The organism is Limnobacter parvus (assembly GCF_024623725.1).
GTDB classification, from domain to species: Bacteria; Pseudomonadota; Gammaproteobacteria; order Burkholderiales; family Burkholderiaceae_B; genus Limnobacter; species Limnobacter parvus.
The window spans coordinates 46,371-73,106 of sequence record NZ_JANKHG010000014.1 but is presented as its reverse complement, the minus strand read 5'-3'; the positions used below and the strand labels follow the sequence as shown (position 1 = coordinate 73,106).

25 protein-coding genes are annotated in these 26,736 nt (G+C 51.5%); 18 read left to right on the top strand and 7 right to left on the bottom strand.

The window, feature by feature from the left end; all coding sequences use genetic code 11:
• Window positions 1-14: 14 nt before the first annotated feature.
• Together NSP04_RS02635 and NSP04_RS02630 are read right to left on the bottom strand one after the other, a co-directional pair.
• Complete coding sequence (locus NSP04_RS02635; RefSeq protein WP_257510789.1) at window positions 15-1,016, bottom strand: catalase family peroxidase; 1,002 nt, start codon at window positions 1,014-1,016, stop codon at window positions 15-17.
• A 156-nt stretch (window positions 1,017-1,172) separates the two neighbouring features.
• The gene (locus tag NSP04_RS02630) at window positions 1,173-2,387 is read right to left on the bottom strand and encodes an iron-containing alcohol dehydrogenase (RefSeq protein ID WP_257510788.1); all 1,215 of its coding nucleotides are present in this window, start codon (window positions 2,385-2,387) and stop codon (window positions 1,173-1,175) included.
• Window positions 2,388-2,563: 176 nt separating this feature from the next.
• Here NSP04_RS02630 and NSP04_RS02625 point away from each other — a divergent pair, with 176 nt between their 5' ends.
• From NSP04_RS02625 to NSP04_RS02540, 18 genes are all read left to right on the top strand, one after another.
• Complete coding sequence (locus tag NSP04_RS02625; RefSeq protein WP_257510787.1) at window positions 2,564-4,612, top strand: TonB-dependent receptor family protein; 2,049 nt, start codon at window positions 2,564-2,566, stop codon at window positions 4,610-4,612.
• Window positions 4,613-4,724: 112 nt separating this feature from the next.
• Window positions 4,725-6,641, top strand: coding sequence for an NEL-type E3 ubiquitin ligase domain-containing protein (locus NSP04_RS02620; RefSeq protein WP_257510786.1), 1,917 nt, complete (start codon window positions 4,725-4,727; stop codon window positions 6,639-6,641).
• A gap of 102 nt (window positions 6,642-6,743) precedes the next feature.
• Window positions 6,744-7,847, top strand: coding sequence for an alpha/beta fold hydrolase (locus NSP04_RS02615; RefSeq protein WP_257510785.1), 1,104 nt, complete (start codon window positions 6,744-6,746; stop codon window positions 7,845-7,847).
• 80 nt (window positions 7,848-7,927) lie between these two features.
• Complete coding sequence (locus NSP04_RS02610) at window positions 7,928-8,521, top strand: dioxygenase family protein (RefSeq protein ID WP_257510784.1); 594 nt, start codon at window positions 7,928-7,930, stop codon at window positions 8,519-8,521.
• The gene (locus tag NSP04_RS02605; RefSeq protein ID WP_257510783.1) at window positions 8,521-9,354 is read left to right on the top strand and encodes a ChaN family lipoprotein; all 834 of its coding nucleotides are present in this window, start codon (window positions 8,521-8,523) and stop codon (window positions 9,352-9,354) included. The genes NSP04_RS02610 and NSP04_RS02605 overlap by 1 nt, the downstream gene beginning before the upstream one ends.
• Window positions 9,355-9,392: 38 nt before the next feature.
• Entirely contained in the window at window positions 9,393-10,061 is a 669-nt protein-coding gene (locus NSP04_RS02600; protein WP_257510782.1) for a hypothetical protein, read from the top strand.
• Window positions 10,062-10,156: 95 nt separating this feature from the next.
• Window positions 10,157-10,594 (top strand): MarR family winged helix-turn-helix transcriptional regulator, encoded by a 438-nt coding sequence (locus tag NSP04_RS02595; protein ID WP_257510781.1) that lies wholly within the window; start codon window positions 10,157-10,159, stop codon window positions 10,592-10,594.
• 99 nt (window positions 10,595-10,693) lie between these two features.
• Entirely contained in the window at window positions 10,694-11,116 is a 423-nt protein-coding gene (locus NSP04_RS02590; protein WP_257510780.1) for an organic hydroperoxide resistance protein, read from the top strand.
• A gap of 82 nt (window positions 11,117-11,198) precedes the next feature.
• Window positions 11,199-12,188: an amidoligase family protein gene (locus NSP04_RS02585; protein ID WP_257510779.1), complete on the top strand. Its 990-nt coding sequence runs from the start codon at window positions 11,199-11,201 to the stop codon at window positions 12,186-12,188.
• On the top strand, window positions 12,140-12,835 hold the full coding sequence (locus tag NSP04_RS02580; protein WP_257510778.1) for a gamma-glutamyl-gamma-aminobutyrate hydrolase family protein: 696 nt from the start codon (window positions 12,140-12,142) through the stop codon (window positions 12,833-12,835). The genes NSP04_RS02585 and NSP04_RS02580 overlap by 49 nt, the downstream gene beginning before the upstream one ends.
• Window positions 12,817-13,281, top strand: a complete 465-nt coding sequence (locus NSP04_RS02575) for a YqaA family protein (RefSeq protein ID WP_257510777.1) — start codon at window positions 12,817-12,819, stop codon at window positions 13,279-13,281. The genes NSP04_RS02580 and NSP04_RS02575 overlap by 19 nt, the downstream gene beginning before the upstream one ends.
• A 34-nt stretch (window positions 13,282-13,315) precedes the next feature.
• Window positions 13,316-14,026 (top strand): arsenical resistance protein ArsH, encoded by a 711-nt coding sequence (gene arsH / locus NSP04_RS02570; RefSeq protein ID WP_257510776.1) that lies wholly within the window; start codon window positions 13,316-13,318, stop codon window positions 14,024-14,026.
• A gap of 17 nt (window positions 14,027-14,043) precedes the next feature.
• Window positions 14,044-14,808 carry a molybdate ABC transporter substrate-binding protein gene (gene modA / locus NSP04_RS02565; protein WP_257510775.1) on the top strand — a complete coding sequence of 255 codons (765 nt, stop codon included), beginning with the start codon at window positions 14,044-14,046 and terminating at the stop codon, window positions 14,806-14,808.
• The gene (modB, locus tag NSP04_RS02560) at window positions 14,805-15,473 is read left to right on the top strand and encodes a molybdate ABC transporter permease subunit (protein WP_306815216.1); all 669 of its coding nucleotides are present in this window, start codon (window positions 14,805-14,807) and stop codon (window positions 15,471-15,473) included. The genes modA and modB overlap by 4 nt, the downstream gene beginning before the upstream one ends.
• Window positions 15,470-16,621, top strand: coding sequence for an ABC transporter ATP-binding protein (locus tag NSP04_RS02555; RefSeq protein ID WP_257510774.1), 1,152 nt, complete (start codon window positions 15,470-15,472; stop codon window positions 16,619-16,621). The genes modB and NSP04_RS02555 overlap by 4 nt, the downstream gene beginning before the upstream one ends.
• A 120-nt stretch (window positions 16,622-16,741) precedes the next feature.
• The gene (locus NSP04_RS02550) at window positions 16,742-19,327 is read left to right on the top strand and encodes a DUF6351 family protein (RefSeq protein ID WP_257510773.1); all 2,586 of its coding nucleotides are present in this window, start codon (window positions 16,742-16,744) and stop codon (window positions 19,325-19,327) included.
• Window positions 19,328-19,467: 140 nt separating this feature from the next.
• On the top strand, window positions 19,468-21,036 hold the full coding sequence (locus tag NSP04_RS02545; RefSeq protein WP_257510772.1) for a hybrid sensor histidine kinase/response regulator: 1,569 nt from the start codon (window positions 19,468-19,470) through the stop codon (window positions 21,034-21,036).
• A gap of 45 nt (window positions 21,037-21,081) precedes the next feature.
• Window positions 21,082-21,936 (top strand): MurR/RpiR family transcriptional regulator, encoded by an 855-nt coding sequence (locus NSP04_RS02540; protein ID WP_257510771.1) that lies wholly within the window; start codon window positions 21,082-21,084, stop codon window positions 21,934-21,936.
• 16 nt (window positions 21,937-21,952) lie between these two features.
• Here the strand turns inward: NSP04_RS02540 and NSP04_RS02535 are convergent, their stop codons facing one another.
• From NSP04_RS02535 to NSP04_RS02515, 5 genes are all read right to left on the bottom strand, one after another.
• Window positions 21,953-22,837, bottom strand: coding sequence for an SMP-30/gluconolactonase/LRE family protein (locus NSP04_RS02535; RefSeq protein ID WP_257510770.1), 885 nt, complete (start codon window positions 22,835-22,837; stop codon window positions 21,953-21,955).
• Window positions 22,834-24,399 carry a phosphoglucose isomerase-related protein gene (locus tag NSP04_RS02530; RefSeq protein ID WP_257510769.1) on the bottom strand — a complete coding sequence of 522 codons (1,566 nt, stop codon included), beginning with the start codon at window positions 24,397-24,399 and terminating at the stop codon, window positions 22,834-22,836. The genes NSP04_RS02535 and NSP04_RS02530 overlap by 4 nt, the downstream gene beginning before the upstream one ends.
• Window positions 24,400-24,672: 273 nt before the next feature.
• Window positions 24,673-25,086, bottom strand: coding sequence for an ExbD/TolR family protein (locus NSP04_RS02525; protein ID WP_257510768.1), 414 nt, complete (start codon window positions 25,084-25,086; stop codon window positions 24,673-24,675).
• Window positions 25,087-25,089: 3 nt separating this feature from the next.
• Complete coding sequence (locus tag NSP04_RS02520; RefSeq protein WP_257510767.1) at window positions 25,090-25,809, bottom strand: MotA/TolQ/ExbB proton channel family protein; 720 nt, start codon at window positions 25,807-25,809, stop codon at window positions 25,090-25,092.
• A gap of 30 nt (window positions 25,810-25,839) precedes the next feature.
• The gene (locus NSP04_RS02515; RefSeq protein WP_257510766.1) at window positions 25,840-26,538 is read right to left on the bottom strand and encodes an energy transducer TonB; all 699 of its coding nucleotides are present in this window, start codon (window positions 26,536-26,538) and stop codon (window positions 25,840-25,842) included.
• Between the last annotated feature and the right edge of the window lie 198 nt (window positions 26,539-26,736).

The window sequence follows — 26,736 nt, the reverse complement described above, 5'->3', positions numbered from 1 at the left end:
AAAAGGGATGCTGTTTATTGTGCCAAACGACGACCTTGAGACACGGCGTAACTTCCAGCACGCGCGGCCAACAATGGGTCATCGGATGGTTCAATTCCAGTGGGCAGCACCAGCGGGTTGAAGTTGATCCCATCGCAGGTGCTCTTGTCGCTTACTGCGGTTACTTTCAATCGACCCGCAACCACTTGTTTGCGGTCATCTGGCCACGCCACTGTGGCATTGTCGGTGGGGTCACCGGCCTGCGCCAGCTGCAGTACAAAATCAAATTCCACCGGAATTTGGGACACACGACCTTTTAATTCATCGGCCAAAAATACCTTGGCATGATCAGCCAGTTTGTTGTCCGGAATAAAATGCTGGCCGCCAACCGGCACGAACATCCAGCGCGCGAATTGCGTCTTCCCGGCAGCATTGGTGAATTTGAATGCATTGGCGCCCCAATAGTTCACGGTGCCATAACTGGCAGGTACGCCGGTTTTGGCGACCCATTCCATTTGTGGTTTGAAGTCAGGGTATTTTGCGGCGGCGGCTGCAATTTTCGCGGGGTCGGGTTTTTTGGTTGCTGGGTCGGGCTTGCGTGCCTCAAGAAAGGCCAGGAAACCATCTGGTGTTGCTGCAGTAAAAAAGGGTGCCGAAATATTGGCCATCAGCCATTGTTCGCCGTTGGGCAAATCAAACTGTGCTGCCAGTCCGCGAACACCTTTGCCATTTTCCGGCGCATTCGGATTGCCACCGCCAATCGAGAAACGCAAAGTCACAGGAACGGCTTTTCCAGAAAACACGGAGGCCTTCGACAGGGCAGCGCCGGCCTTGTTGCCAACAAATTCACCTGTTGCGCACACACCGCGCGCGCCGGAACGTCTGAAACCCGCGTGGGTGCCAAACACACCTTCCAGGCCATCCACCAAGTTGACCGCATTCGCAGGTTCGCTGGGTATTGCTGTTTGAGCGACTGCCGATTGTGTACCAAGGGCGGCCAATGCGGCCACAACTGCCAAACCAAGTGCTGTTTTCATTTCCTGAATCCTTTTTTGATGTAAACGTCTACGGTGCAATCCACCCAGGAATACAGGCGGAGTTACGCTATAGATCGTTAGTGCATGAAGAAAGTTACAGGGTCACAAAAATATAATATTCAGTCAGCACGGAGATCAGGAGTTTTCAAACTGTTTTCATTGCCTAGGCAGTAGGTTTTTGATCACCGCCTCCGCCACGGGCTGGCTCATGTAGCGGGGCACGGCATAGGTGAACCGGGCCTCTGCAATTGCAGACCGGGCCACATCGGGAATGTCGGCCGCTTTTAAGGCTGGCAGTTGGGTTGGAATTCCAAACTTTTCGTTCATTTCGCGGATGCGGGCAATGAATGCGCGGGCCAGGTGCACATCGTCCGCACCCTTGTCGCCAATGTTGCAGGCGCGGGCCAAAATGGCCAGGCGGTCGGCACAGTTGGGCAGTGAATAGTCCAGCACGTGTGGCATTACTATCGCGTTGGCCAAACCGTGTGGCGTGTGGTACAGCGCACCGAATTTGTGGGCAATGCCATGCACGTAGCCCACGCCCGCCTGCGTAAAGGCGATTCCGGCAAGGTGTGATGCACGTGCCATTTTCTGTCGCGCTTCCAGGTTGCTACCCTCGGCCACCGCAGTTTCCAGGTACTTCATTACCAGTTGCGTGGCCTCCAGTGATTGTGCGCTTGTTTTTTTGGTGGCGTTGCGGGACACAAAAGCCTCTACTGCGTGCGTCAGTGCGTCCATGCCTGTGGCTGAAGTAATGTGTGCAGGCAGGCCCACCATCAGCGCGCCATCCAGCGCAGCGGCGGTGGGTAGCAAGCGGATGTCCATTGCTGCCACTTTGCGTTTGTTCACCGTGTCGCTGACCACAGCGGCAATGGTTACCTCGGCACCAGTGCCTGCGGTGGTGGGCACTGCAAACAGCGGGATCATCCCTTTGTGTACTCGCAGCAGGCCTGTCAGTTTTAAAACAGGCTTGTTGTTTTTGGCGCGTGCACCAATCATTTTTGCCGCATCAATAGGGCTTCCACCGCCCACGGCCAAGATGGCCTGGCAGCCGTTTTCGGAAAGCATGCGGTAGCCCGCCTCAATTTGTTCAACTGTGGGGTTGGGTTCTACGCCGTCGTACACCACATATTTAACACCCTGCGTTTCAAGCTCGGTTTTGATTTTGTCGAGCACACCCAGTTTCATCAGCACGGCATCGGTGACCACCAACACATTGCGGTGGCCAGCATTGGCCATGTGCCGAACCAATTCCAAAGACGAATCGGTTCCTTCAAACATGCGGGGCCATTTGAACGGCATCAATGCAGTAACCACTTTGAAAATGGCCATGTAAATGCGAAGGGCGAGCACTTCGAGTGCATGCAACATGCGGGTGTCTCCTGACTTTTTATAATGGGGGTTAACAGTTGTTACTCGGATTGTACAAAGAGTTGGCGCCTTAGGGGCAGAGGAAATATTCCACTTTTGTTGACGAGGGGTAGAACATTGAAGGGCAATTCCTGCATGCTTTACCCATGCCGTTTTAAATCAGCCCGAGAATTTCAATGAAGTACCGCAGTTCAACTTTGTTCAGTGCCTTGGCCGTATTGGGTTTTGTGACCCCAGCAGTTGCACAAAACAGCAGCCTTGATGAGTTCGTGGTGTCGGCCACGCGTGAAGCGCGTGACCCTTTTGAAGTGCCTGCTTCGGTCGATAAAATCAATCAGAATACGCTTGAAAAAGCCGCCAGTTTTCAGGTGAACCTGTCGGAAACCCTGGCACGCGTGCCCGGTTTGGTGATCAACAATCGAAACAATTTTGCGCAAGACCTGCAAATTTCCATTCGCGGTTTTGGCGCACGGGCCACTTCGGGGGTACGCGGGGTGCGTTTGTTTTCCGATGGCATTCCCGCCACCATGCCCGATGGGTCTGGTCAAATTTCACACTTCAGCCTTTCGTCGACGGAATCCATTGAAGTGCTGCGCGGGCCGTTTTCATCGCTGTATGGCAATTCCTCGGGTGGCGTTATTTTGTTGACCACCGAAAATCCGCGCCCCGGCACTGAGCTTGAAGTGAATCAAGTGTTTGGCACCGACAGCACGCGCCGCAGCGGCATCAAGCTGAACAAGGGGAATGAGAATCTGGGCATTGTGATTGATGCGTCCACTTTTCGTACCGACGGCTACCGCGACCACAGCAAAGCGCGTCGCGACAACTTCAACAGCAAAATGGTGTGGAACCTGAGCAGCGATACGCGTTTAAGCTGGGTGGTGAACTATGTCGACATTCCCTTGGCACAAGACCCGGCGGGTTTGACTGCTGTGCAACTGGCCAGTAATCGCAGGCAGGCGGGCACCAACGCCGTGGCCAACAACACCAATAAAACCGTGGAGCAAAGCCAAACCGGCATTGTGTTTGAACACCAATTCACGCCTGAAACCAGTGTCACTTTCAGCCCGTACTATGGCGACCGAAAAATAAGGCAGGTGTTGGCCAGCACGGCGGTGATTGACCTGAAAAACGAATACAGCGGTGCAGATTTGCGTTTTGCACACCAAACCAGCCTGTTTGAAAAACCCTTGTTTTTCAATGCAGGCTTAACGGTAGGCGAACTGGAGCAGGCACGCCTGGGCTTTTTTGGCGCAAGTACAACGCCCAACCGGGATGAAGCCAACACCGCCAGCCAGTTCGACCAATACCTGCAAGCGGAATACTTTTTCACCGACAAGTTCAGCGTGCTGGCGGGGTTGCGCAATTCATCGATTGAAATTGAAGCCAACGATCAGTTTTTGAGCAACGGTGATGGCAGCGGCAGTAAAAAGTACGATGAAGTCACCAGCAATATTGGTTTTACCTATCGTTTGCAGCCCAATATCAACACCTACATTTCTTATGGCGAGGGGTTTGAAACGCCCACTCTGCTGGAAACCGCATACTTGTCGGTTGTGGATGTAAACAACAATGCGCTCAGCCCCAATTTTAATGCCCAACTGGAGGCTGCAAAAAGTGAACAGTTGGAAGTGGGGGTCAAAGCCAAGTTCGGGGCAACAAAAGTAAATGCGGCGTTGTACACGGTGAATACGAACAATGAAATTGTAGTGCTTCAGGCCATTGGTGGTGCTACGGCATTCCAAAATGCGGGCTCCACTCGCCGTGAAGGGGCTGAGTTGGCGCTGCAGCATGCGTTCAATAAGGAATGGCAGGCCAACGCTGCAGTGAATTTTATTCGTGCAACTTACGACACGTCGGTGAACAGCATTCAAGCGGGCAACAGTCTGCCCAGCATTCCGAAAAAAACATTCTTTGGTGAATTGGTTTACAAGCCTTCCAGCCTGTATGAAGCCGCAACTGAATTGCGCTATGTCGACAAACTTTTTGCCAATGATGCGAACGACGCTTTTGCGCCTTCTTACAGCGTAGTGAACTTACGCGCCAGCAAAGACTGGCCACTGGAAGGCGGCTGGAATGTGCGAACTTATGCGCGCATTGACAATGTATTTGACAAAAAATATGTGGGCTCGGTAATTGTGAACCAAGGGGTCGGGCAGTTTTTCGAACCGGCCAGCGAACGCCAGTTTTTGCTGGGTATCACCCTGGGCATGAAGTGGAGGTGAGGCCTTAAATAATGTAAATCTGGCTAGATAAACGATCCCGTTCTTTTTGCGGTTGTTTGAACTTTGTTGGCACTTGTGGCTACTCAACCACAATCACGCAACAACAAGAGCTATGGATAACTTTGTAAATTCTGTGAATTCTGCTGGTCTCGGTGATCTTCGCAATTTGGTGGAACAAGTGCAACCGGCGGTCAGCACCGAGGCAGCACCGCGCCTTTTGAGCCGGGTGGAAGTAGACAACATGCTGACTGAGTATGTGCGCGATGCCTTGCCCGGTGAAAACCGAATAGAGGCCAAAACAAGAATGCTGACTTGTTTCGATACTTTACAAAAGCCGCCGTACGCTAACATCGAATTGGATTTATCGCGGCTGCACCTAAAAGCGCTGCCAGAAAACCTGAGCTTTTTGAATGGCGTGAGTTCGATTAACCTTGATTTCAATCAACTCGAAAGTCTGCCCGAGTCCATTGGTCAGCACTCAACGTTAGAAACTCTTCGGCTTGCTGGTAATAAACTGCGATCCTTGCCTGCATCAATTGGTCAGCTTTCAGCATTAAAGAGTCTTTACCTTATACGTAATCAACTGCAAAGCTTGCCGACATCAATCGGCCGACTTTCAGCTTTAAAGAACCTTTTCCTCGGAGGCAATCAACTTGCGAATCTGCCAGAGTCCATTGGCCAGCTTTCAGCATTAGGGAATCTTAGCCTTACAAATAATCAACTTGACTGTTTGCCTGCATCAGTCGGTCAACTTTCAGTATTGACGATACTTGAGCTTGACGAGAATCGATTCGAAAGTTTGCCCGAGTTCATAGCCACACTATCAGCGCTTTTGACACTTCGTCTTTCAGGCAACCAGCTGCGAGATTTGCCAGAATCAATCGGCAATTTGCCAGGCCTTCAAAATCTCGAACTTCATCGAAATAATCTTTCTGAGTTGCCTCAAAGTTTGGTTTGTTTGTCAAGCTCATGTATAGCTAGCCTTGACTTCAATCCTTTATCTCAAGCAGTTCGCCAACAGCTTCAAAACGCCATTGTGGCTCACCATGCCTTGCACCCTGAGCAAGGGCCGCGTGTTGAATACGACATGCGTCAGTTTAATCAAGCAGTTGAAGTTAAATCGCTGAGTAAAGAAATCGCTACTTGGCGCGCAGAGGGACATGTTCAAACAGGTGCAGAGGATGAACCTGTGTTGGAAACTGCAATTGGAAACCTCTCAACCACTGAGTCCAATGCCCTTTCAGGCCAATTGGCCCGCATGCGGCTTACTGCGCAATACGCCATGGCGCCTTACGATGTAGTAAAACGGGTTAACGCAATGCTGGACTACATGCAAAAAGAACCCAGTGTGTTGTCAGCCTGTGCAGCAATTGCCGTAGAAGGCACTGAAACCTGCGACGACCGAATTGCACTGGCATTCATTGAACTGGAGGAGGCCATTGTTCATCATCAAAGTTTGAGTGAATCAAATTTGGCAAAGCTGGTTCAAACCGCAGGTGGGCTGCACAGGTCGCAGTTGCTCAAAAACATTGCCCAACAGAAGGTATCTAACTTGGTGGGGTTTGTTGATCCCACCGAAATCATTTTGAAGTACGTGGTGAATTTGTCCAAAGAATTCAATTTGCCCAGCCAATTGAACGACATGATTTTTCATCGGTGTGCACGGCAGGTCACAGATCAAGACATTCAAAGCGCACGCGAGCAGATTCAGTCCAAATTTACAGACGAACACTTGAACACCTACCTGGCCAACTGGGAGCCTTGGAAACAGGCCTTGAGCAAAAAGTACCCAAATGAATATCAGCAAGCGCAACTCAATGTAAGCCAGGGGCAGGAAGCGCTACAGGGAGAAATGATTGTTTTATTGGAGCAACTGAACGCGACCAAAGCCAGTCAAGGTGAACTAAGCCAACAGTATCTTGACCTGATGGGGCAAAGCAATGAACTGCACGCACAGTACCGCGCGGTTGAAACAGGTGAGGTTTTAAGGCTTACGCAACATGCTCGCGATCATGCTATATCACTCTAGGTGACCGATGGGTAACATTTAGAACATCTCCACCACTTGCTACTGCTGGCACACTGTTAGAATCTGACAAAACCAATTTTCACAATTAGTCAGGTTCACGCCATGTCATCAGCACTCAGTCTTCGCCGCATCAGCCACATGTCCAGCAATGGCTGGGATCGATTGTTCAAATCGGAATCCATGGTGCGTGCCGGTTTGCAGCCATTCGAGATTATTCATCAAAGCGGTATTTACAGTGTTCGCCACTACTTGCCCTTGACTGAAGAAAGTATTTCAATGGGCGATGAAACCTTGCCCGTTACCCAGAAACGCAACAAAATTCCGCTGGTGTTGATTGCACCCTTGGCTGTGAACATGTACGTGTACGACCTGCTGCCCGAGCGCAGTTTTGTTCGCTACTTGATGGCTCAAGGCTTTGACGTGTATTTGATTGATTGGGGCAAGCCCACACGCAAACAGGCGGGTTTGACGCTTGAAAATTACATCAAGGAATTTTTGCCAGCCTGCCTGAATGCAGTGCGCGCACACAGCGGCTCGCAAAAACTGAACCTGCAAGGCTGGAGCATGGGCGGTGGCATGGCACTGGCCTACACCGCATTGTTCAAAGACGAAAACATCAACAAAATTGTGACCTTCGGCACACCAATCGACGGCCATGCCAATGGTCCAATTGGTCAGCAGTACAAGCGATTGGCCCATTTGTTGAAATCAGCCCGAATCAATTTCCGAAAGGTACCGGCCAAATTGCTGTACACGCCGGGCTGGGCCAATGTAATCGGTTTTAAACTGCTTGACCCCGTCGGCAGCCTGAAAGGTTACTGGAACCTGGTCAGCCAACTTCATGACCGAGAATTCGTGGCGCAACACGCCAATCAGGCTGCATTTATTGACAGCCTGGAAGCTTATCCCGGCGGCGCGCTGCGCGACTGGTTTGCCAGCATTTGGCTGGAAAATGAAACTGCACATGGTCACTTCAAAGTGGGCAAGGCTGTTGCGAATTTCAAAGACATCACCTGCCCAGTGCTGGGTATTGCAGGCAAAACAGACAACCTTGCCAATGTGGCCTGTTGCAAGCCGATTACCAAGGTGGTGGGGTCGGAAAAATCGGAATTCTTCATCGGCCCCGGTGGTCACATCGGCATCATGAGTGGCAAGGAATCGCCCAACACCATTTGGGCAAAAACCGTCAACTGGCTGAACGCTTAAAAAGCAAGCATCAGGATGCAGCTTCTGCTACTTTTGGTTATAGTGGGCAACACCCAGCACTAAAAGCAGTAGGAGGTGGCATGCTGAATTCCCGACGACAATTGTTACAGGCCGGAGCAGGCCTTTTGCTGGTGGGCCCGGTTGCCCACCCCCTCCAGGCTTTGGCGCAAACCCCGGTTTGCGACGACAGCCCCACACCCCGTCAAATCGAAGGCCCTTTTTACACCCCCCAAACTCCCAAGCGCAGCGATTTGACCAGTGGCTTGTCTGGGCAAGTATTGGTGCTAGAGGGCCGCGTGTTAAACACCCAATGCCAACCGATTGCCAACGCAATAGTCGATTTGTGGGGCTGCGATGCGCAAGGCAACTACGACAACAAAGGCTTCAAATTGCGTGGGCACCAATTCACCGATTCACAAGGCCGTTTCCGCTTCCAAACCATCAAGCCTGGTGCGTATGGCAATTCAAGCTTTCGGCGCACGCCGCACCTGCATGTGAAAGTGCAAGGGCAGGGCACGCCTTTGCTGACCACTCAGCTTTACTTTCCTGATGAGCCCTTGAATCAGCAAGACGGCTTTTACAACCCTGCTTTACTGGTCCAAATAGGAGAAAGCAAAGCCCAAACAGTGTTGGCCAGTTTTGATTTTGTGTTGCCTGCCCGTTCGGAGGGTTAATGTTGTTCGCAGTAGCACCCAGAAACTTCGTGGTGGCATTTGCAGTTGCTTTGAGTACAGCTTGCGCCAGCCCCACGGCAGACCCACCTGCTGATGCCAAAATCTGGTTAATGGGCGAGGTGCACGACAATCCCGATGCCCATCAGGCGCGCTACGCCTTAATTGCGGAAAAAGTAAAAGCAGGTTGGCGGCCCGCCATTGCCATGGAACAGTTTGACCGTAAGCACCAAGGCCTGTTGCGAAGCGCCCAAGACCAGTGCAAAACGGCGCAGTGCATCACTTCCCAGCCCTGGGCAGAAAAGTGGCAATGGGAATTGTTTGAACCTTTAATTCAACTGGCGATAGATTACCAGCTGCCTTTGCTGGCGGCCAATGTGTCGCGCAGTGATGCCAACCGGATTGTTCAAGGTGGTTATGCCGCGGCACTCGACCCCGACACCATTGCCTATTATCAACTCGACAAGCCTTTGCCCGACCCGCTTCAAAGCCAACACCTGAACAACATTGTGCAGGGTCACTGCAATATGTTGCCTGCTGGCGTGGCCGAGAAAATGGTGCCGGCCCAAGTTGCGCGCGACGTGTGGATGGCCAATGTAATCAAACAACAGGTCAGCGCACGCGATGTGGTTCTGATTGCCGGCAATGGCCATGTTCAAAAAGATGTCGGCGTATTTCAATGGTTACCCGTTACACTTCAAAAAACAACAACAGTGCATGGCTTTTTGGAACAACAGCAAAGCAGTGGTGATTCGGAATTTGATGTGACGCACAAGGTGCCCAATTTCGACCGTGAAGACCCCTGCGAAGCATTCAAAGCCATGATGAAAAAATAAAATCAGCTCGGGTACGAGTACAAGCAGGAGACAGGCTGGTGGGAAGTTCATTGCGATTCAAGCAAGCTTGCGCAGCCTTAGCCTGTGCCCTTGCCTTGTGTTCAAGCCCGGTTCAGGGCAATGGGTTTGAAGACTTTGACGATGCTGAATTAATCGATCACATTGCCGGCAGCGTGGCGCGCGGTTATGGCCGCATGCATGGTTACGAAGTCGAATTCAAGTTGATCGGCAAGGAAATACCGCACCAGTCACCCTTGATGGTTCAATACAATGCGCCCTTGAAGCGTTGTACTTTCATGATCAGTACCCGCGACAAAACCTGGCACAGCTTCGAGCAGTACCTCAAGTTTTTCGAAGGTTTGCCCAAGCAAGTGGTGTACGAAGCCTTTTTTGCACATGAATCGGGCCACTGTGTGCAAATGAAAGAAAACATTGATTTCGGCCCTGTTCAGCGACGCCACCGTGAGGAATTGTATGCGGATGTATTTGCTTTGTCGCATGTAGAGCGTTATTTTCCCAAAAACCGCAAAGCTTTTCAGGAAGCCCAATTGAACATGCGCCGTGCTGCTTTGGGCATTCAAAAAGACTATGATTTTTACAAAGAACTACTCAAATTGCAGTACAGCCCAGGTTTTCAGGCCGCACTGAAAATTAAAAATCCGCAAGACCGCGCCTTTTCCATTGCCAAAGTAGTTGATTTGCTTTGATTAAATGTCTTGAATTGACCTAGACAAGGATAACTCAAAGCGTTTGAAAGCTTACACTTGGGTAACTTGCACTGACTGGTCAAAATGCCCACACCATGAAAATTGAAAACCCTCTTGCGCTGGACAATCAACTTTGTTTTTCCCTTTATTCCGCGTCGTTGGCGATCACCCAGGTATACAAACCTTTGTTGCAACCCTTGGGGCTGACCTTTCCTCAATATTTGGTCATGATGATCTTGTGGAAAGAAGATGGGGTTAGTTTGATCAATGTGGCTCGTCAGCTTGGGCAGCAGCCCGGCGCGCTCACACCTGTGATCAAACGCATGGCGGAACAAGGTTTGCTGACCCGCAACCGAAGCGTCGACGATGAACGCCAGTTGCAAATTTACCTGACCGAAGAAGGCAAGCAGATCCGCGAAAAAGCGCTGAGTGTGTATGCCTGTGTATTCGAAAAATGCGGCATGCCCATTGAGGAAATGCACCGCCTGAAAGGCGAACTTGATTCGCTGCGCGATCGCTTGTTAAAACCCTGACCGCTTGTACCTGCATTCTTGATCAGGTAACATGGGCATTAATCGTTATTGCAGTAACTATTGCATTCCATTTGTTTTACCGACATTCAGGAGCTCATTATGGAAATTGTTTATTCAACCAAAGCCACGTCAACAGGTGGCCGCGAAGGTCGCACAGCCACTGAAGACGGACGCTTAAGTGTGCAGTTAAGCACTCCCAAAGAACTGGGTGGGGCCGGTGGTAACGGCACGAACCCCGAGCAATTGTTCGCAGCCGGGTATTCAGCCTGTTTTATCGGTGCAATCAAATTCGTGGCCGGTCAAGATAAAATTAATTTGCCTTCCGAGCCTGAAATAACCGCGACTGTTGGTATTGGTGGCAATCCCAAAGGTGTTGGCTTTGCAATTACCGTCGACATGAGTATTAAGCTGGATGGAATGGACAAAGCTGCCGCCAATGCGCTGGTCGAAAAAGCACACCAGGTCTGTCCCTATTCCAATGCAACCCGTAACAATGTGGATGTAAAGTTGACTGTGGTGTAAGCAACTACTGCAACCAAGCCGTTCTCAAAGCGGTAGGCTTCACTGGCCTGCCGCTTTTTATTTTTATATTGAAGGTTGAACTATGCACAGCAAGTACGCCAAAACCGCCTGGCCTTTGAATGAAAAAGGCGAGCCACGTACAGTCGGCTTTGAACTCGAGTTTGCTGGGCTGGATTTGAAAACAGCATCCAACGCCTTGGCCAACGCGTTGAGCGGCGAAATTGAATTGGACACGCAGGCAGAGTGCAAAGTTCGGCACCCCCAGTTTGGTCATTTCAAGATTGAGCTCGATTGGAGCTTTGCCAAAAATATGGCGCGGCGGCGCCTTCAGGAGCAGGGTGCCAGCGAAGACATGGTCATGAGCCTGATGACTGACCTTGCACGTCAAATCGTTCCGCTGGAAATTGTATGTCCACCCATTCCGGTCAGCGATTTGCAAGTGCTGGATATCATGGTGGAAAGCCTGCAAAAAGCGGGTGCGTTGGGTACCTCGGATTCTCTGATTTATGCGTTTGGGGTGCACATCAACGCCGAGTTGCCCGCCTTTGATTCCGAAACCCTTGTTGCCTATATCCAGGCCTACTGCCTGGCGCAAAACTGGTTGATCAAAGCGCACGAAGTCGATCCGGTGCGCCGCCTTACGCCTTACATCGACTCGTATCCAAAGCGTTATGTGCAAGCTGTCATGGCTTACACGGAAGCAGTGAGCGTGTCCCAAATCATTGATGATTATCTTGAACACAATCCAACGCGAAACCGTGGCATGGATTTGCTGCCCTTGTTCAAGTACATCGACGATGCGCGCGTTTCCGCTGCGGTAACCGATGAGCGCGTGAATGCCAGACCGACATTTCATTACCGTTTACCCAACTGTGAAATTGAGAATCCGGATTGGGAATTGTCCCATTGCTGGAATATTTGGTGTGTGGTTGAACACCTCGCTGCTGACCCGGTCTTATTGACGTCCATGTGCAAGCAATGGACTGTTTACAACGACAATCTGATTAATTTAAAGGAAGAGCCTTGGCACCAGGAACTGGCGCATATTTACGAAAACCTGTTGTCGGTGTAACCGGCAACGCCAAGTGGTGGTCGCCTTCCTGGTTCTGTATCAGGCTGGCTGTGTGGCTTGCCGGTGGCACAGCACGTCGAATCAGCGTAAAGCACCATTGGCCGATCGAGCAGATTGACGCACTGGTGGTCAGCGGCGGAGATGACATACACCCCTCGCTGTACGGTGAAGATGAAGTGCCCAAAGCGCATTACGACCCAGCGCGAGATGCTTTGGAGCAGGTTCACATTGAATGGGCAATGGCCCACAAGCTACCCATGTTGGGCATTTGTCGTGGAACCCAGCTAATTAATGTAAGCCGTGGCGGCAGCCTGCACCAGGACATTCGGTTGCGTCGACAACTGACCTCTAACCGGGGTACTGTGTTGCCCAGAAAAACCGCAGTGTTGCGCGCAAATAGCTGTTTGGCCCGTGTGCTGAAAGCCAGCCGTTTGCGAATTAACAGTTTGCATCATCAAGCCATAGATACCCTGGGCGTCGACATTTCAACTGTGGCCCGCGATCTGGACGGGTTTGTGCAAGGTGTAGAACCCAGCCAAAATTGCCACTGGCTGGGCGTGCAATGGCATCCCGAATACTTGTTGTACCGCCCGCAGCACCTGCGCCTGTTCAAATGGCTTGTGCAACAATGCAGGCAACCCACTTAAAGCGTTTTAGCTCTATGTCGTATTCCCTGTTGTTCATTTCAGCGTTTTTGGCCGCTACCATATTGCCTTTTTATTCGGAAGTGGTGTTGTTTGCCATGATCCGTGCAGGCGAACCTGCTGGCCTGTTGTTATTGGTGGCGTCGGTTGGCAATACTCTGGGCTCGGTGGTTAATTGGTACTTGGGGCGCTACCTGCTGCACTTTCAACACAAAAAATGGTTCTATTTCAAACCAGAGCAAATTGAAAAAATGCAGGCCTGGTTTCAAAAGTACGGCGTGTGGAGTCTGCTGTTGGCCTGGATGCCGATCGGTGGCGACCCACTAACCCTGGTTGCCGGTATCATGCGTGTGAACCTGTGGCTGTTTATCCTGCTGGTGGGTATTGGTAAAACCCTGCGTTATGTGGCGGTGATCTATTTTTCGGAAATGTCGGTCGCATGGTTTTAAGTGGTTCTTCATGCTTCAAGGAAATTTGAATTTTATGAACTCATTAGATTTACCCAATCTCGATTTGAATTGTTTCAAGCAACCTGACCGTGCTTTGATGGGTGATGGCTTGGAGCATCCACCGCGAATCCTGATTTTGTACGGTTCATTGCGTGCTCGTTCCTTCAGCCGTCTCGCCGCCGAAGAAGCCGGGCGTTTGCTGGAGTTAATGGGGGCCGAAGTGAAGTTTTTTAATCCGGAAGGTTTGCCCTTGGTGGACGAAGCCAATGAGCAGCACCCCAAGGTGCAGGAACTTCGTGAGCTTGCAGACTGGTCCGAAGGGCAGGTGTGGAGTTCACCTGAGCGCCATGGTGCAATGACTGGTGTGATGAAAACCCAAATCGACTGGTTGCCCCTAACGGGCGGTGCAAAGCGACCCACACAGGGAAAAACACTGGCGGTGATGCAGGTTTGTGGCGGCTCCCAATCGTTCAACGTGGTGAATCAGCTGCGTGTATTGGGTCGCTGGATGCGCATGATCACCATTCCCAATCAGTCTTCAATCGCCAAAGCTTTCATGGAGTTTGACGAGAATAACCGCATGAAACCCTCAGCCTATTACAACCGGCTGGTGGACGTGATGGAAGAGTTGATGAAGTTCACCTTCCTGACCCGCGGCCATGCTCAATATTTGGTGGACCGTTATTCCGAGCGTGTAGAGTCGGCGGAAGAATTGTCAAAACGTGTGAATCAACGCAGCATTTAAAGTTCCGGAATTCCGCCATGGTTCGAACCGTCGCGTGTATATTCTTTCTGGCCTGGGCGGGCATCGCGCAAGCCAGCAGTGCCACCGTGGCCGCTGCAGCCACTTTGCGCCATGCCCTGGCTGAAATCATTCCCCAGTTTTCGCAAGCCACCGGCCACACATTGAAAGTGGCCTATGGCTCATCAGGCAACTTCTACAGCCAAATCAAACAAGGCGCGCCTTTTGATTTGTTTTTGTCTGCTGACATGGATTTCCCACAAAAGCTGGTGGATGAAAAATTCGCCACGCCACCAGTGCACGCGTACGCTGAGGGTCGCCTGGTGTTGCTTGTCCCTCATGGAAGCAAATTAAAACCTGACGGCACGTTGAAAGACTTGTCTGCAGCCCTGCAAGATGGGCGTATACGAAAATTTTCGATTGCCAACCCCAGCATGGCGCCCTACGGCATGCGCGCCAAAGAAGTACTTATTCATGCGGGTTTGTGGCGGGTGCTTCAAGCACATCTGGTGATTGGTGAAAACGTGGGGCAAGCGGCACAATTTGCAAGCTCCGGGGCGGCTCAGGGTGGTTTGGTGGCCTTGTCACTGGCTTTGGCACCTGAACTGGTTGCGAGAACCCAGTACACCTTGATTTCCCGTGAATGGCATCAGCCTTTAATTCAAGGCATGGTTTTGATTAAGCCTGAAAACGTAGCAGCGATCGCATTCCTTGATTACCTGAAAACCGACGCAGCGCGGGCAGTTCTGAAGCGGTATGGCTATGACAAACCAGGGGGCCCATGATGGACTGGTCTGCTTTTTCCCTCTCGATACAACTCGCGGTGAGCACCTTGCTTGTGTTGCTTCCGCTGGGTTTGTGGGCAGGGCGTTGGCTGGCCCGAACCGAATTCAAAGGCCGCGCATGGCTTGAAGCAGCGATTTTACTGCCATTGGTGTTGCCGCCCACGGTGATGGGGTACTACCTGCTGGTGGCGGTGGGTGGTGGCTCGCCGATTGGGCAATGGTTGCAGAATAACTGGGGTGTGTCGTTGACCTTTAATTTTTCCGGTTTATTGCTGGCTTCTGTGCTGTTCAACATACCCTTCATGTTTCAGCCCATACAGCGTGCGTTTGAATCCATTCCCCATAACTTAAACGAGGCTGCAGAGGTCAGCGGTTTAAGCACCTGGGCCATTTTCCTGAAAGTTGAATTGCCGTTGGCTTGGCCTGGTATTTTGTCGGCCATGGTGTTGACCTTTGTTCACACCTTGGGTGAATTTGGCGTGGTGTTAATGATCGGTGGCAGCATTCCGGGGGAAACTCGAACCCTGGCCATTTCGATATACGACAGCGTACAAAGCTTCGACATGCGGGCTGCCCATGTCATGTCGCTGGCTTTGCTGTTGTTTTCACTGGCAGCGGTGGCTGCGTCCCTGTTGTTGTCGGGGCGCAAAAGGCACAACAAATGAGCCAAGCCAATTCCTTGCATATCGAGTTTGAACAACAAAAGCCAATGCCGCTTCGCGGAAAGTTCAGCTGTGAGGCGGGCCAGTTGCTTGCTTTGGTGGGGCCTTCCGGTGCGGGAAAGTCCTCAATTCTTCGAGTCTTGGCGGGCTTGATGAAACCTGCAAAAGGTCGCATTCAAGTGGGTGGGCAGGTGTGGCTTGACACTACCAACAACGTGTTTCAAACCCCGCAGCAACGCCGGGTTGGCCTGGTGTTTCAAAACTATGCATTGATGCCGCACTTAAGCGCAGCAGCCAATGTGGCTTTGGCGTTGCAGCACTTGCCCAAAACTGATCGAATTATTGAAGCGCTGCAGTGGTTAAAGCGCGTGCGACTAAGCACTGATGAAGCCTTGCGAAAGCCAGCGCAATTGTCTGGTGGGCAACAACAGCGAGTGGCCTTGGCACGTGCATTGGCAAGAACGCCAAGACTGTTGTTGCTCGATGAACCGTTTTCCGCCGTCGATCAAATGAACCGCGAAAGCCTTTACCGTTTGTTGGCTGAATTGCGTGCTGATTTGAACATCCCAATTGTGTTGGTCACACACGACTTGAACGAAGCCCGCATGCTGTGTGACAAGCTTGTGGTGCTGGACCAAGGGGAAGTGTTGCAGGAAGGGCTTGCATTCGATGTGCACCGCCGGCCCCGCAATTCCCGCGTGGCTGATTTGATGGGCATACAAAACCGCTTTCACGGCACATGGCTGGGGCCAGCTGATGCAGCCGGTGTCGGCCTTCTAAAGTGGACACGAAACTTGGACACCCAACAAGCCGACGATGTCAACAGCTTTGAACTTTGCGTGAAAGACAAGGGGAAAATTCCTGCTGGATTTCCGGTGAACTGGGTGGTCCACAGCGATGGACTCGCCTTAAAACCCGAGGGTTACAATTTGCAACGCCACGGATTTGTGCTGGTGCCCGTTCATGTGGCCAGTCACCGGGATTTGGGCGAACTCAGTTTGATCGACCTGATCATGGATGTTGCTCCCTTTGAAAATCTGAAAATGGCGGTACCCGGTATGCAGCGCCTTGGTTTGAAGAAAGGAGCGTCCTGCGTGGTTGAAATGGAATTGGGTTTGATCCACATCATGCCGAAAAAACACCGTCAGTAATTCTTGTCTTTGTACTTAAGTAAATTACTTCGTAAAGTAAGTAACTGATTTACAAGGTGAATCTGAAAATGAGGGCATGAAGTATGAAGGTTTGGAGACAATTCAAACTTACAAGAAATCATGACCAAATCAATTCACCTTGCGCTTGCTTTAAGCACGCTTGCTCTGATCTCAGGCTGCCTGGGTGGTGGCAATTCGTCCACAGTGGCAAGTGGCGATGGCCCCACAGTGACCGATCCCAATGAAGAAACTCCCGTTGAGCTGGAGCCGGGCGACAGCATTCAAATACTGTCTAATCGATCCGATTTAATCAGTGATGGCAATGTACTGATTGAAATTACTGCACAAAATCCAGGCAATTTGGAAAATGTGAAAGTGATGCTGGGCACTTTGGATGTAAGTGATCAATTCTCCATGCGAGAAAATGGCCGTTACATGGGCCGCCTGGAAGGGCTGGCGCTGGGTGAAAACCGCATCATGGCTGTACTTAAAAATACGGGGCGAATTGTGACCACAGTCATCAATCACCCCAACGGTGGTCCTGTGTTTTCGGGGCCTCAGGTGCAGCCTTGGACTTGCACCAATGAGACCGCCATGGATGCACAATGCAACCAGCCTGCAGAATTCAGTTTTTCATATTTACCAGCCAACAAATTGCAGCATGTGTTGATGAATTCCAATTTTCAAGAACAGGAATTCGCACCTACCTTCTTGCCATACGACCCTGAAAACCCGCCACCCGCCAGCGAAATCGCAACCACCACAACCGACAATGGCACCACCGTGCCGTTCATTGTTCGCACCGAGCGTGGTGTACAAAACCGTGACCGCTACCAAATTCGTACTTTGTTCAATCCCGCAGAGGATTGGCAACCCTGGAAACCCCAGCCTCAATGGAACGGCAAGGTGTTGATTCACCATGGTGGCAACGTAGGTGTAACCTACGGGCCAGGCAACCCGCCAAATGGTGATATCTCTGGCACTGCACCGGATGGTGCGGAATTCTTGTTGGGTGACAGCATCACCGTGGCGCTGGGTCGAGGCTTCATTGCCACATCAACTGCGCTGGCCAATTTGGGGCACAACGTGAATTTGGTGACAGCCGCAGAATCGCTGATGATGGTGAAAGAACGCATCGTGGAGCGATACGGTGAAATTCGTTACACCATGGGCACTGGCTGTTCGGGTGGGGCAATTGCCCAGCAGCACATTGCCAATGCGTACCCTGGTATTTACCAGGGCATCATCGTGCAGTGTTCCTATCCGGATGTGTGGACCACGGCTTCCCAGTTTGCGGATTACAACCTGCTGAATTCCTACTTTGGCAACCGTTACCCAGGTGTCAATGAGGCCGAAAATTCCAGCCAGTTTCCAAACTTCAATCAAAACTTTTTGCCTTTTGTGCAGTGGAGCGCAGTGTATGGGCATTTGCCTGTTAACCCTGTGTTGTCCGACAATGCGTTTTTCCCCAAGGCGTTTCCGTTTGCAGGCAATTGCCGTGGACTGAATGGCGCGGCGACACCTTACGATCCAGTGAACAATCCTGGTGGTTTGCGCTGCGGTTTGATTGACTACATGAGTTCGCAATTTGGTTTTAGAACAGTCGATGTGTGGAGTGAAAACGAGAAGAAAATCGGTCGGGGTTTTGGCGGCATTCCCCTGGACAACGTGGGCGTGCAATATGGCCTGGGCGCCCTGCAGCAAGGCACAATCACCGCCGACCAGTTTTTGGACTTGAACCGCAATATCGGTGGTTTTGATGTGGACATTCAGCGTGTGGCAAACCGCACCGTGGCCGACCCGCTTGCATTGACCAACGCTTACAAAACGGGTGCGGTGAACACGGCCGAACACCTTAGCAATATTCCAATTATTGATTTGCGTGGTCCTGACCCCGGCATTGCACATGATGCCTTTCACAGTTGGCAAATGCGCGCGCGCCTGAATGCCGTCCAGGGTCATTTTGACAATCATGTCATTTGGTTTGGTCAGCTTGTGTTGGCTGGCGACTCCACGTACAGCACGGAAGCGCTGTTGGTGATGGACCGCTGGCTAAGCCAGATTGAGGCCGATGGTAGTAACAAGCCTTTGCCTGAAAAAGTGGTGGCCAACAAACCTGCCGCAGCGCGCGACAAGTGTTTGTCTGCTCAAAGCATTTACGCTGACGATGGCCCTTTCATACCCTTGAGTGGTAACTTGTTTTATCCAGAGCCAATTTTGCCGGTGGTCAACTCCAGCAGCATTCCCAAGCCACCTCCCGAGGCTGGGCAAATTTTTGATCAGTTGAGCAATCAGGTGTGTGGGCTGGATTTGTCGGCATTTGACCCAACCGGCATGTTGGCTCAACTCACAGGCCCTGTGGCAGCGTTGCAGCATGTCTTGGTTCAAACTCGGTTTGGAACACCACGCACAGTGGCAGGCGACGACATTCGTACCTTGACCAACAAATGCGTATTGAAGCCAGTGGATGCCGCTGATTATGCTGGCGCTTTGTCCATCATCGACACCGCAGCTTTTGTGGTGCAAGTCAAAGAAATATTTCCTCAAGGCGTGTGTGATTACACCCAGCCCGGCGTGGGTACACAACCCACTCAAACCTGGCTGCGTTATGGCACAGCCTCAGAGAAACTGATTGGTGGTGTGCCTTTGCCGGCCGGGCCAGTAAACTCGAGGCGAGGTTGGTCTTCAACTGCCTTCCGAAATTGATTGAGTCGCAATTTTAAGGTTTCGAGAACTTTAATTTATCAATTGCAAAAGTAGAGGGGGCTTTACCGTCTTAATGCCCCCTTGTGCTTTTTTTGGGTCGGTCACACTGTTCAGCATTACTCCATGCAAACCGGTCCACCTTGAACTCTGAAAATGCCACCCCCGATGTGTTGGAGCAAAGCCCAATTGGTTTGATGCAGGTCGACGAGCTTGGGAAAATCCTAAAGTTGAATACTCTTTGTGCCGACATCTTCGGGTACGAAGTGTATGAACTGTTGGGGCAGTCCTTCAGCATTTTGTTACCTGTTGAAATACGCTCTAAGAATGGGGAGTTCTTTAACCGATTTGTTCAATCTGACGAAAGTCGGGTCGTTGGTCAGGGCGCTGGCGTACAACATTTTCCTGCGCTTCACAAAGCCGGGCATGAAATTGCTGTGCAGCTTGGAATAACCATTCTTCGGTACGAAAATGCGATCACACTAACCCTGGCTATTGTCGATGTGAGCGAACAAGCACGCGTGCTGAGTGAGCTTCGGATGGGCAACGAACGCTTGCGTCACAAGACTCGAGAATTAATGCAGGTGGTACGCCAGCAGAACTATTTTTTGAATGTTGTAAGTCACGAGTTGCGAACTCCGCTGAACAATTCGCTCGAAATGTTGAATCAACTTTCGGCCACACAACTAAATGAAGACCAGGCCGAGTTGTTTCAGGATTTGGACAAAGCCAACATCGATGTGACTCGAAGCGTAAAAATGTTGATGGATTACGCTGACAGCATGCTGGGTGAACTCCAGCTTGAGGAAGAAGAGTTCGATCTTCGTGCCCTGTGGCTGGACCGTTTGCGCCTGGTTCAACGCGCACATCCAGGTCAAATCCATTTGCTGAAAATTCGAGAAAAATTCGATTTCGATCCTTTGGTGTTGGGTGACAAAATCCGTCTGGGTCGTATGATGCACGGGCTGATTGACAATGCACTGAAATTTTCCGATGCCAGTCAAATTCAAGTGCAAATTACATTTGATGCCCAACAAGGTTCGCAACTGCGTTTTGAAGTCCAAGACAACGGTGTGGGCATGGAAGAATCTTTGGTCACAACCATTGGTAAGCCATTTGCCAATCAGTCTCAGCGACGAAGCCGTGGCGGTGGTGGCATGGGGGTGGGGTTTTATCTGACCCACAAATACCTTGAACTGATGAAGGGTCAATTCAAGCTGCAGAGTGAACTGGGGCAGGGCACTCAAGCCATCATTCATCTGCCCTTGCAGGTCGTGGGCAAGGCGATTGGTCAATGTTTGACCTCAAACAGCAATCAAGGCGAATTGCCCTTGAGCAACTTGAAATTACTCCTGGTTGAAGACGATGCAACCGTTGCAAAAATTAATGCCATACGTTTGCGCAAGTTGGGCGCACAAGTCATTGTGGCTGGAAACGGGCAACTTGCAGTTGAGATGCTTCAAGACAAAAGTGTGGGTGTGGCCGCAATACTGATGGATTTGCACATGCCTGTGATGGACGGTTTCAGCGCAACTCGTCACATACGTGACATGAAAGAACACATCAAGACGCCGATTGTCGCTGTGACCGCAGGCTCGCGTTTGGCAGAGTACACCAGGGCGATGGCGGCGGGCATCGACGCTTTTTATTCAAAGCCTTTTGAGCCCAATGTGTTGGTTCAATACTTCAAGTCACGCGGCTTAATACACTAGTACAATGTAATTTTATTACTTTGTAACCTGTCTTGGGATACGCGTATGAATCTTCTGGATCGAATTCGCAGGGAACTGGAGCAGTTGTCTGGCGCAGAACAAGCAGTTGCGCAGCTGGTGCTGAAAGACCCCAGTGGCTTTCAAAAGTTGCCAGTCACAACCCTGGCCAAGCGGGCTGGAGTCAGCAGCCCCTCTGTGGTCAGATTTTGTCGAACCCTGGGTTACGAAGGTTTAAGCGACTTCAAGCTAAAACTCGCGGCCAGTCTGAATTCAGGTGTGCCCTTCATTCATCAGGCTGTGCAACAAGGCGACACCGGTGAAACACTGATTCAAAAAGTGCTCGACAATGCAATTCACACCTTGAGTAACTTCCGGAACACGGCGCCAGCCCAACCAATTAGTCAAGCCGCCAAATTGATCACGAAGGCAATTTCAACCAAGGGGCGCCTGGTCTTCTACGGTGTGGGTAATTCAGGTTTCATCGCTCTGGACGCTGAGCACAAATTTTTTCGCATGGGGTGTGCTGCGCAAGCCTATTCGGACGGTCATTTGCAAATAATGGCTGCGTCGATGTTGAACAAGGGCGATTCCCTGATCATCATTTCCAATTCTGGTCGAAGTCAAGACCTGCTCGACGCCACACGGATTGCGCGGCAGGCCGGTGCGGGAACCATTGCCATCACAGCATCAGGTTCGCCGCTGGCTGAAGAGGTTCAGGTACACATCCCTGCCGACCATGGCGAATATTATGAGCAATACAGCCCAATGGTATCGCGACTTTTACATCTGTGTATTGTGGATGTTTTGGCCACCCAGGTTGCATTGCAATTGGGCGACAGCGTGCAAAAAAATATGGCACGTCTTAAAAAGAATCTGATTGAAAGCCGCTACGCGAAGTAGGGGAGGATCAAAAACTTCAATTCAAGTGAGCGGGGTTTGCAAATGACTCTGGCAGGCCTTTGAAACCAGATTCGCAGGCAATCAAACTGACGTCACCGAAGCGAGGTTTGTTGGGAAGTTTTTCATCGGCTTTGGCCGAGGTGACCAGCAATATATTCCCGTGCTCGCCGCCAAAACAGGGCATGGTGGGTTTGGCTAGCGGAATTTCTATGTTTTCCATAAACTCACCCTGCTCGGAAAAACGTTCAAGTCGGTAACCTTCCAGAATGGCCACCCAGTAGCTCCCGTCGTTTGAAAAACAGGCGCCATCTGGACGCGCTGGTCCTTCCGTGTATTGCTTGATTAAACGCTTGTTGCTCAGCACACTTGTGGCGCTGTCAAAGTCAAATCGCCACAGGCACTTGTGGCGTGTGTCGCTTAAAAACATGGAATTTCCTTGGGGTGAAAATGCCAGGCCATTGCCCACAATCAGGTCATTTATCTTCAGTTCTGCCTTTCCTGATTCAATGCAATACAGCGCAGCAGTGGCAGGGCTGCGAGCATCCACCAGCGATGAAATCCACACGCGGCCTGCCGGGTCTGCCCGTCCATCGTTGAACCGGTGTTTGGCAGAATCGAAGGGCGCAGCAAGTTTCAAGGTGAGTGAATTGTGTTCAAGCAGCCATGCGCCTTGGCGACCCAAAAGCACCCAGGTTTCGGCCCGTGCGGTGGGCAGCACGCAGCCAATTTCATCGGGCAGCTCAAGGGCGTGTAAATTGGGTTGCCCCGAACTCAAAATATCACTTTGATTCAGCCGGTACAGCACCCGCTGGTCAATGTCCACCCAAGCCCAGCAGCCATGGGCATAGCGGGGGCTTTCCGCCAGACCACATGCAGGCAGTTGCAGTGCTTGCCAGTTCATCGTTGGCCCGCGTTTTTTAAGAAATGATTGATGAAGTGTGCTGTAACCGGATTTTCAGCTGGGGCTTCGCCAGGAGGTACACTGTGTTCCAGCTGTTCCGCGATGCCCTTGCCAAGTTCTACGCCCCATTGATCGAACGGGTTGATGTTCTGCATTGCAGCCAATGCAGCGGTGCGGTGTTCCCACATGGCCAATAGCGCACCCAGTGAATAGGGTGTAAGAGAGTCCATAAACACCATTTGCACCGGCCGCTTACCTGGGCACGCCTTGAAATTATTCACAGTGTCGGCAAGCTCTTCCATGGAGTTCAGGCGACCCACCGAGAATGCTTCAGACTGCGCCAAAGCATGAGAAAGAAGTACTTGGTGAGACTGCTCTTCATCATGATTGGGGTGAATAATGGCCATTAGCTCTACCGAGCTTGCTATTCTGCTTTGATGAAGCATTTGGAAAAACGCATGTTGACCGTTGGTACCCACATCGCCCCACAGTATTGGGCAGCTCGGTTTGTACAGCAGCTCGCCATGGTTGTTCACGCCTTTGCCAAGTGATTCCATCCACAATTGTTGCAGGTAAGGCACCAATTGGGACAAGCGGGAATCGTAGGGGCTCAGCATCAGCGAGGCTACACCTTGTTCCAGATTGTACAAATCGCTCATGGCCAGCAGGGTGGGAATGCACTGGCTGGCCTTGCTCTGTAACACGTGACCGTCCATCAATGCGGCGCCTTCCAGCAATTCATTGAATACCAAGTTGCCATGCACCATGCGCACGCCGATGGACACGGGCCCCCACAGGGAATAACGGCCACCCACGGTTTCGCTGAACTCGAATATGCGTTCGGGTGGAATTCCCAACTCCATCGCCTTGGAAGGTTTGCAGGTGGCCGCCACCAAAGCCTTTCCGCGGTAGTCGGGGCCTGCTGAATCCAGCCATTTGAAAATATGTTGGGCGTTGTGCAAGGTTTCGCGGGTGGAAAATGATTTGCTTGCAGTCACCACCAAGGTGGTTTTTGGATTCAAGGCAGCCAGTGCGGCTTTCATTTCATGAAAGTCTACATTTGCAGCGAAGCGTATTTTCATCGCATCTTCACCACCCAGCTCAAGTTTGCTGAACACATCATTGAGCAAGCGCGGTCCAAGGTCTGAACCACCGATGCCCAGGTGCAAAATGCTGTCGTAGCGTACTCCATCGGGTGTGGTGTAGCGGCCAGAACGCACCTGCTCGACAAACAGTTGCATGTGTTCCTGAACCTGCCTGGCCAATTCGATTTCATCACGGCCATTCACCAACAGCGACACGGGCGCCGGGTACGCTTGCGCATTGCAGGCCGCTCGCAACGCCCAGTGGCCGGCGGGGCGCTGTTCAGTGCCGTTGACTACTTGCCCGCTGAACATTTTTTGAATAAAGCTTGAAAGGCGCTGGTTGGCCTCGGATTGCTCGAAACTCAAAACATGGCTGATGTTGTAGAGTTGGCGATCCAGATTAATGTGAAGTGGGCCAATTGACCGGGACAAATATCCTGGGTTCAAGGCCGAAGTAGTCGTGGAAGATGGTTTCATGCGTTGCGCCGTCAATTGGATAACATGATTACAAATAGAGAATAAAAGTGTTTAACTTGACTGTTCGTTCAAGTTTCGCATGACTTTGCGACAATTTGCTTGTCACATCATCAAATCAAAAGCTTCGATGGTCTCTCTGTTTCAGGCAATTGCACACGCTAGCATTGCGCCCGTGACACGCCAAGCAGTGTGTCGGGTGGGTCACTGCAAGGGGGTATAAAAAAGCCATCGCGTTGTTCAACGGATGGCCTTGGTGAATGGTAAATAGTCAATTTACGGAGTACCACGCGGTTCCGTCATAAATCCCAGTTTTTCAACGCCAGCGCGTTGCGCGGCTGCCATCACTTGCACAACTTTCTCGTATTCCACAGCCCTGTCGCCCTGAATGCGCAGTTCGGGTTGCGCGTCTTGCTGCGCCACTGCTTGAAAGCGAAGCTCCAGGTTCTCAAAAGTCAGTGTTTCGTCATTCCACATCAGGCTGCCATCGCGCTGCACGGTCAACGTGACTACATCAGGCTTCACCTCGGTGGGCTGCTGGCTGGCTTGCGGCAAATCCACTTTCACGGAATGCGTAATCACCGGCACAGTGATAATGAAAATGATCAGCAGCACCAGCATCACGTCCACCAAGGGGGTCATGTTGATTTCGCTCATTTCCTGTTGGTCGTCATAAGAATTGAACGACATGGCTTACGCTTCCTTTTTCAAAGGCATGGTGCGCACGGCAGAATCTTTCTGCATGGGCGAACCGGTTAGAAAGTAAGCATGCAATTGTCGTGCGAAACGGTTCAATTTGCTGAGCAGCCCTTTGTTGGCGCGTGTCAATGCGTTGTAACCCAGCACGGCTGGAATGGCCACAGCGAGGCCAAAAGCGGTCATGATCAATGCCTCGCCCACAGGGCCAGCCACTTTGTCGATGCTGGCCTGACCCGACACGCCAATGGCCACAAGCGCATGGTAGATGCCCCACACTGTTCCGAACAAACCGACGAATGGTGCTGTGGAACCCACAGAAGCCAAAATTGACAGGCCTGATTGTAGTTTCTCGGCAGCTTCGTCCATCGCGCCGCGTAGAGCCTCACTAAGCCAGTCGGCCAGGCTGATTTGCCCGTGCAGGTCGTCTTTATTGGTGCTGTGGTGGTTCACCGCAGCCTGGCCTTCAATGGCCATGTGATGAAAAGGGTTGCCGGTGTCTTTGCCCAACACCTGCAAACCTTCCGCAAAGCTGTGGGTGTGCCAGAACTGGTCGACTGCACCCACATTTTTGCGAAGCCGATACAGGCGAATGCTGCGGCTGATAATTACATACCAAGACGCAATCGACATAATCAACAGCAACAATGCCACACTTTTGATGACCCAATCGCCTTGGGCCCACATGGCAGCCATGCCGTAAGGGTTGTTTTCCATTTCAATAAACCTCGCTTAAATTCAATGTTCTCAGTTATTCAATACAAAGGAAACAGGTTGTACGTACCAAAACGGAATTGGCTTGTCGCCCCGTTTGGCGGGTACGTATTTCCAGGTTTTCACGGCTTGAAGGGCGGCGTTGTCCAGCCTTGGAAAACCGCTTGATTGATTCAATTTGATTTCGCCTACATTCCCATTGGGCAAAATATAAACGTCCAGCAATACGCGGCCTTGTTCACCCAGTCGGCGTGACAATGCCGGGTACTGCGGCGCCGGATTATTCAAATGGGCGGCATCGGTGCGTGGTGGGGTCACCGGGGCCAAGGCCTCGGGCGCCGGTGAGGCTGGCGGCATTGACGGTGCCGCAGGCGCGGGCACGCTCGCCGCAGCTGGTGACACGGGTTCGGAGGCGACTTCACGTGCAGGCTCGGTTTTGGGCTCAGGAGTCGGCTTTGCCACGGGCTTGGGTTTGGGCACAGGTTTGGGCTCGGGCTTGGATGATGGCGGAACCGCCTTCGGCAGTGGCGGCGCAGGCACAGGTTCTGGAGCCACCAACACGCCAACCACGCTGGGTGGTGTAATTGCTGGTTCAGTAATACTGAGTTGTTGCGCAGCCCACACCAGGCCCAATGCATGCAGCAGCAAGACTGCGGCAAATGTCAGCGTGTTAATCAGTTTTTGCGAATGGATATTCAGAGAAAAACTCATCGAAACAGATTGGGTATTCATTAAATCAGCAAATGCCTTTCGCAGTCTGCCACATCGGCACCAAAGCAAGTTTGTTCACTTCACATCAAATAAAAACCAGTCAGCGAATTGCTGACTGGTCAAGGAGGATCTTTCCGAACAAGGAAGGCCACCGACGAGGATGCCAACTGTTGCGAAGAAGGAGATTGAGCGGTAGACCCACGGCAATCTCGTTCGGAA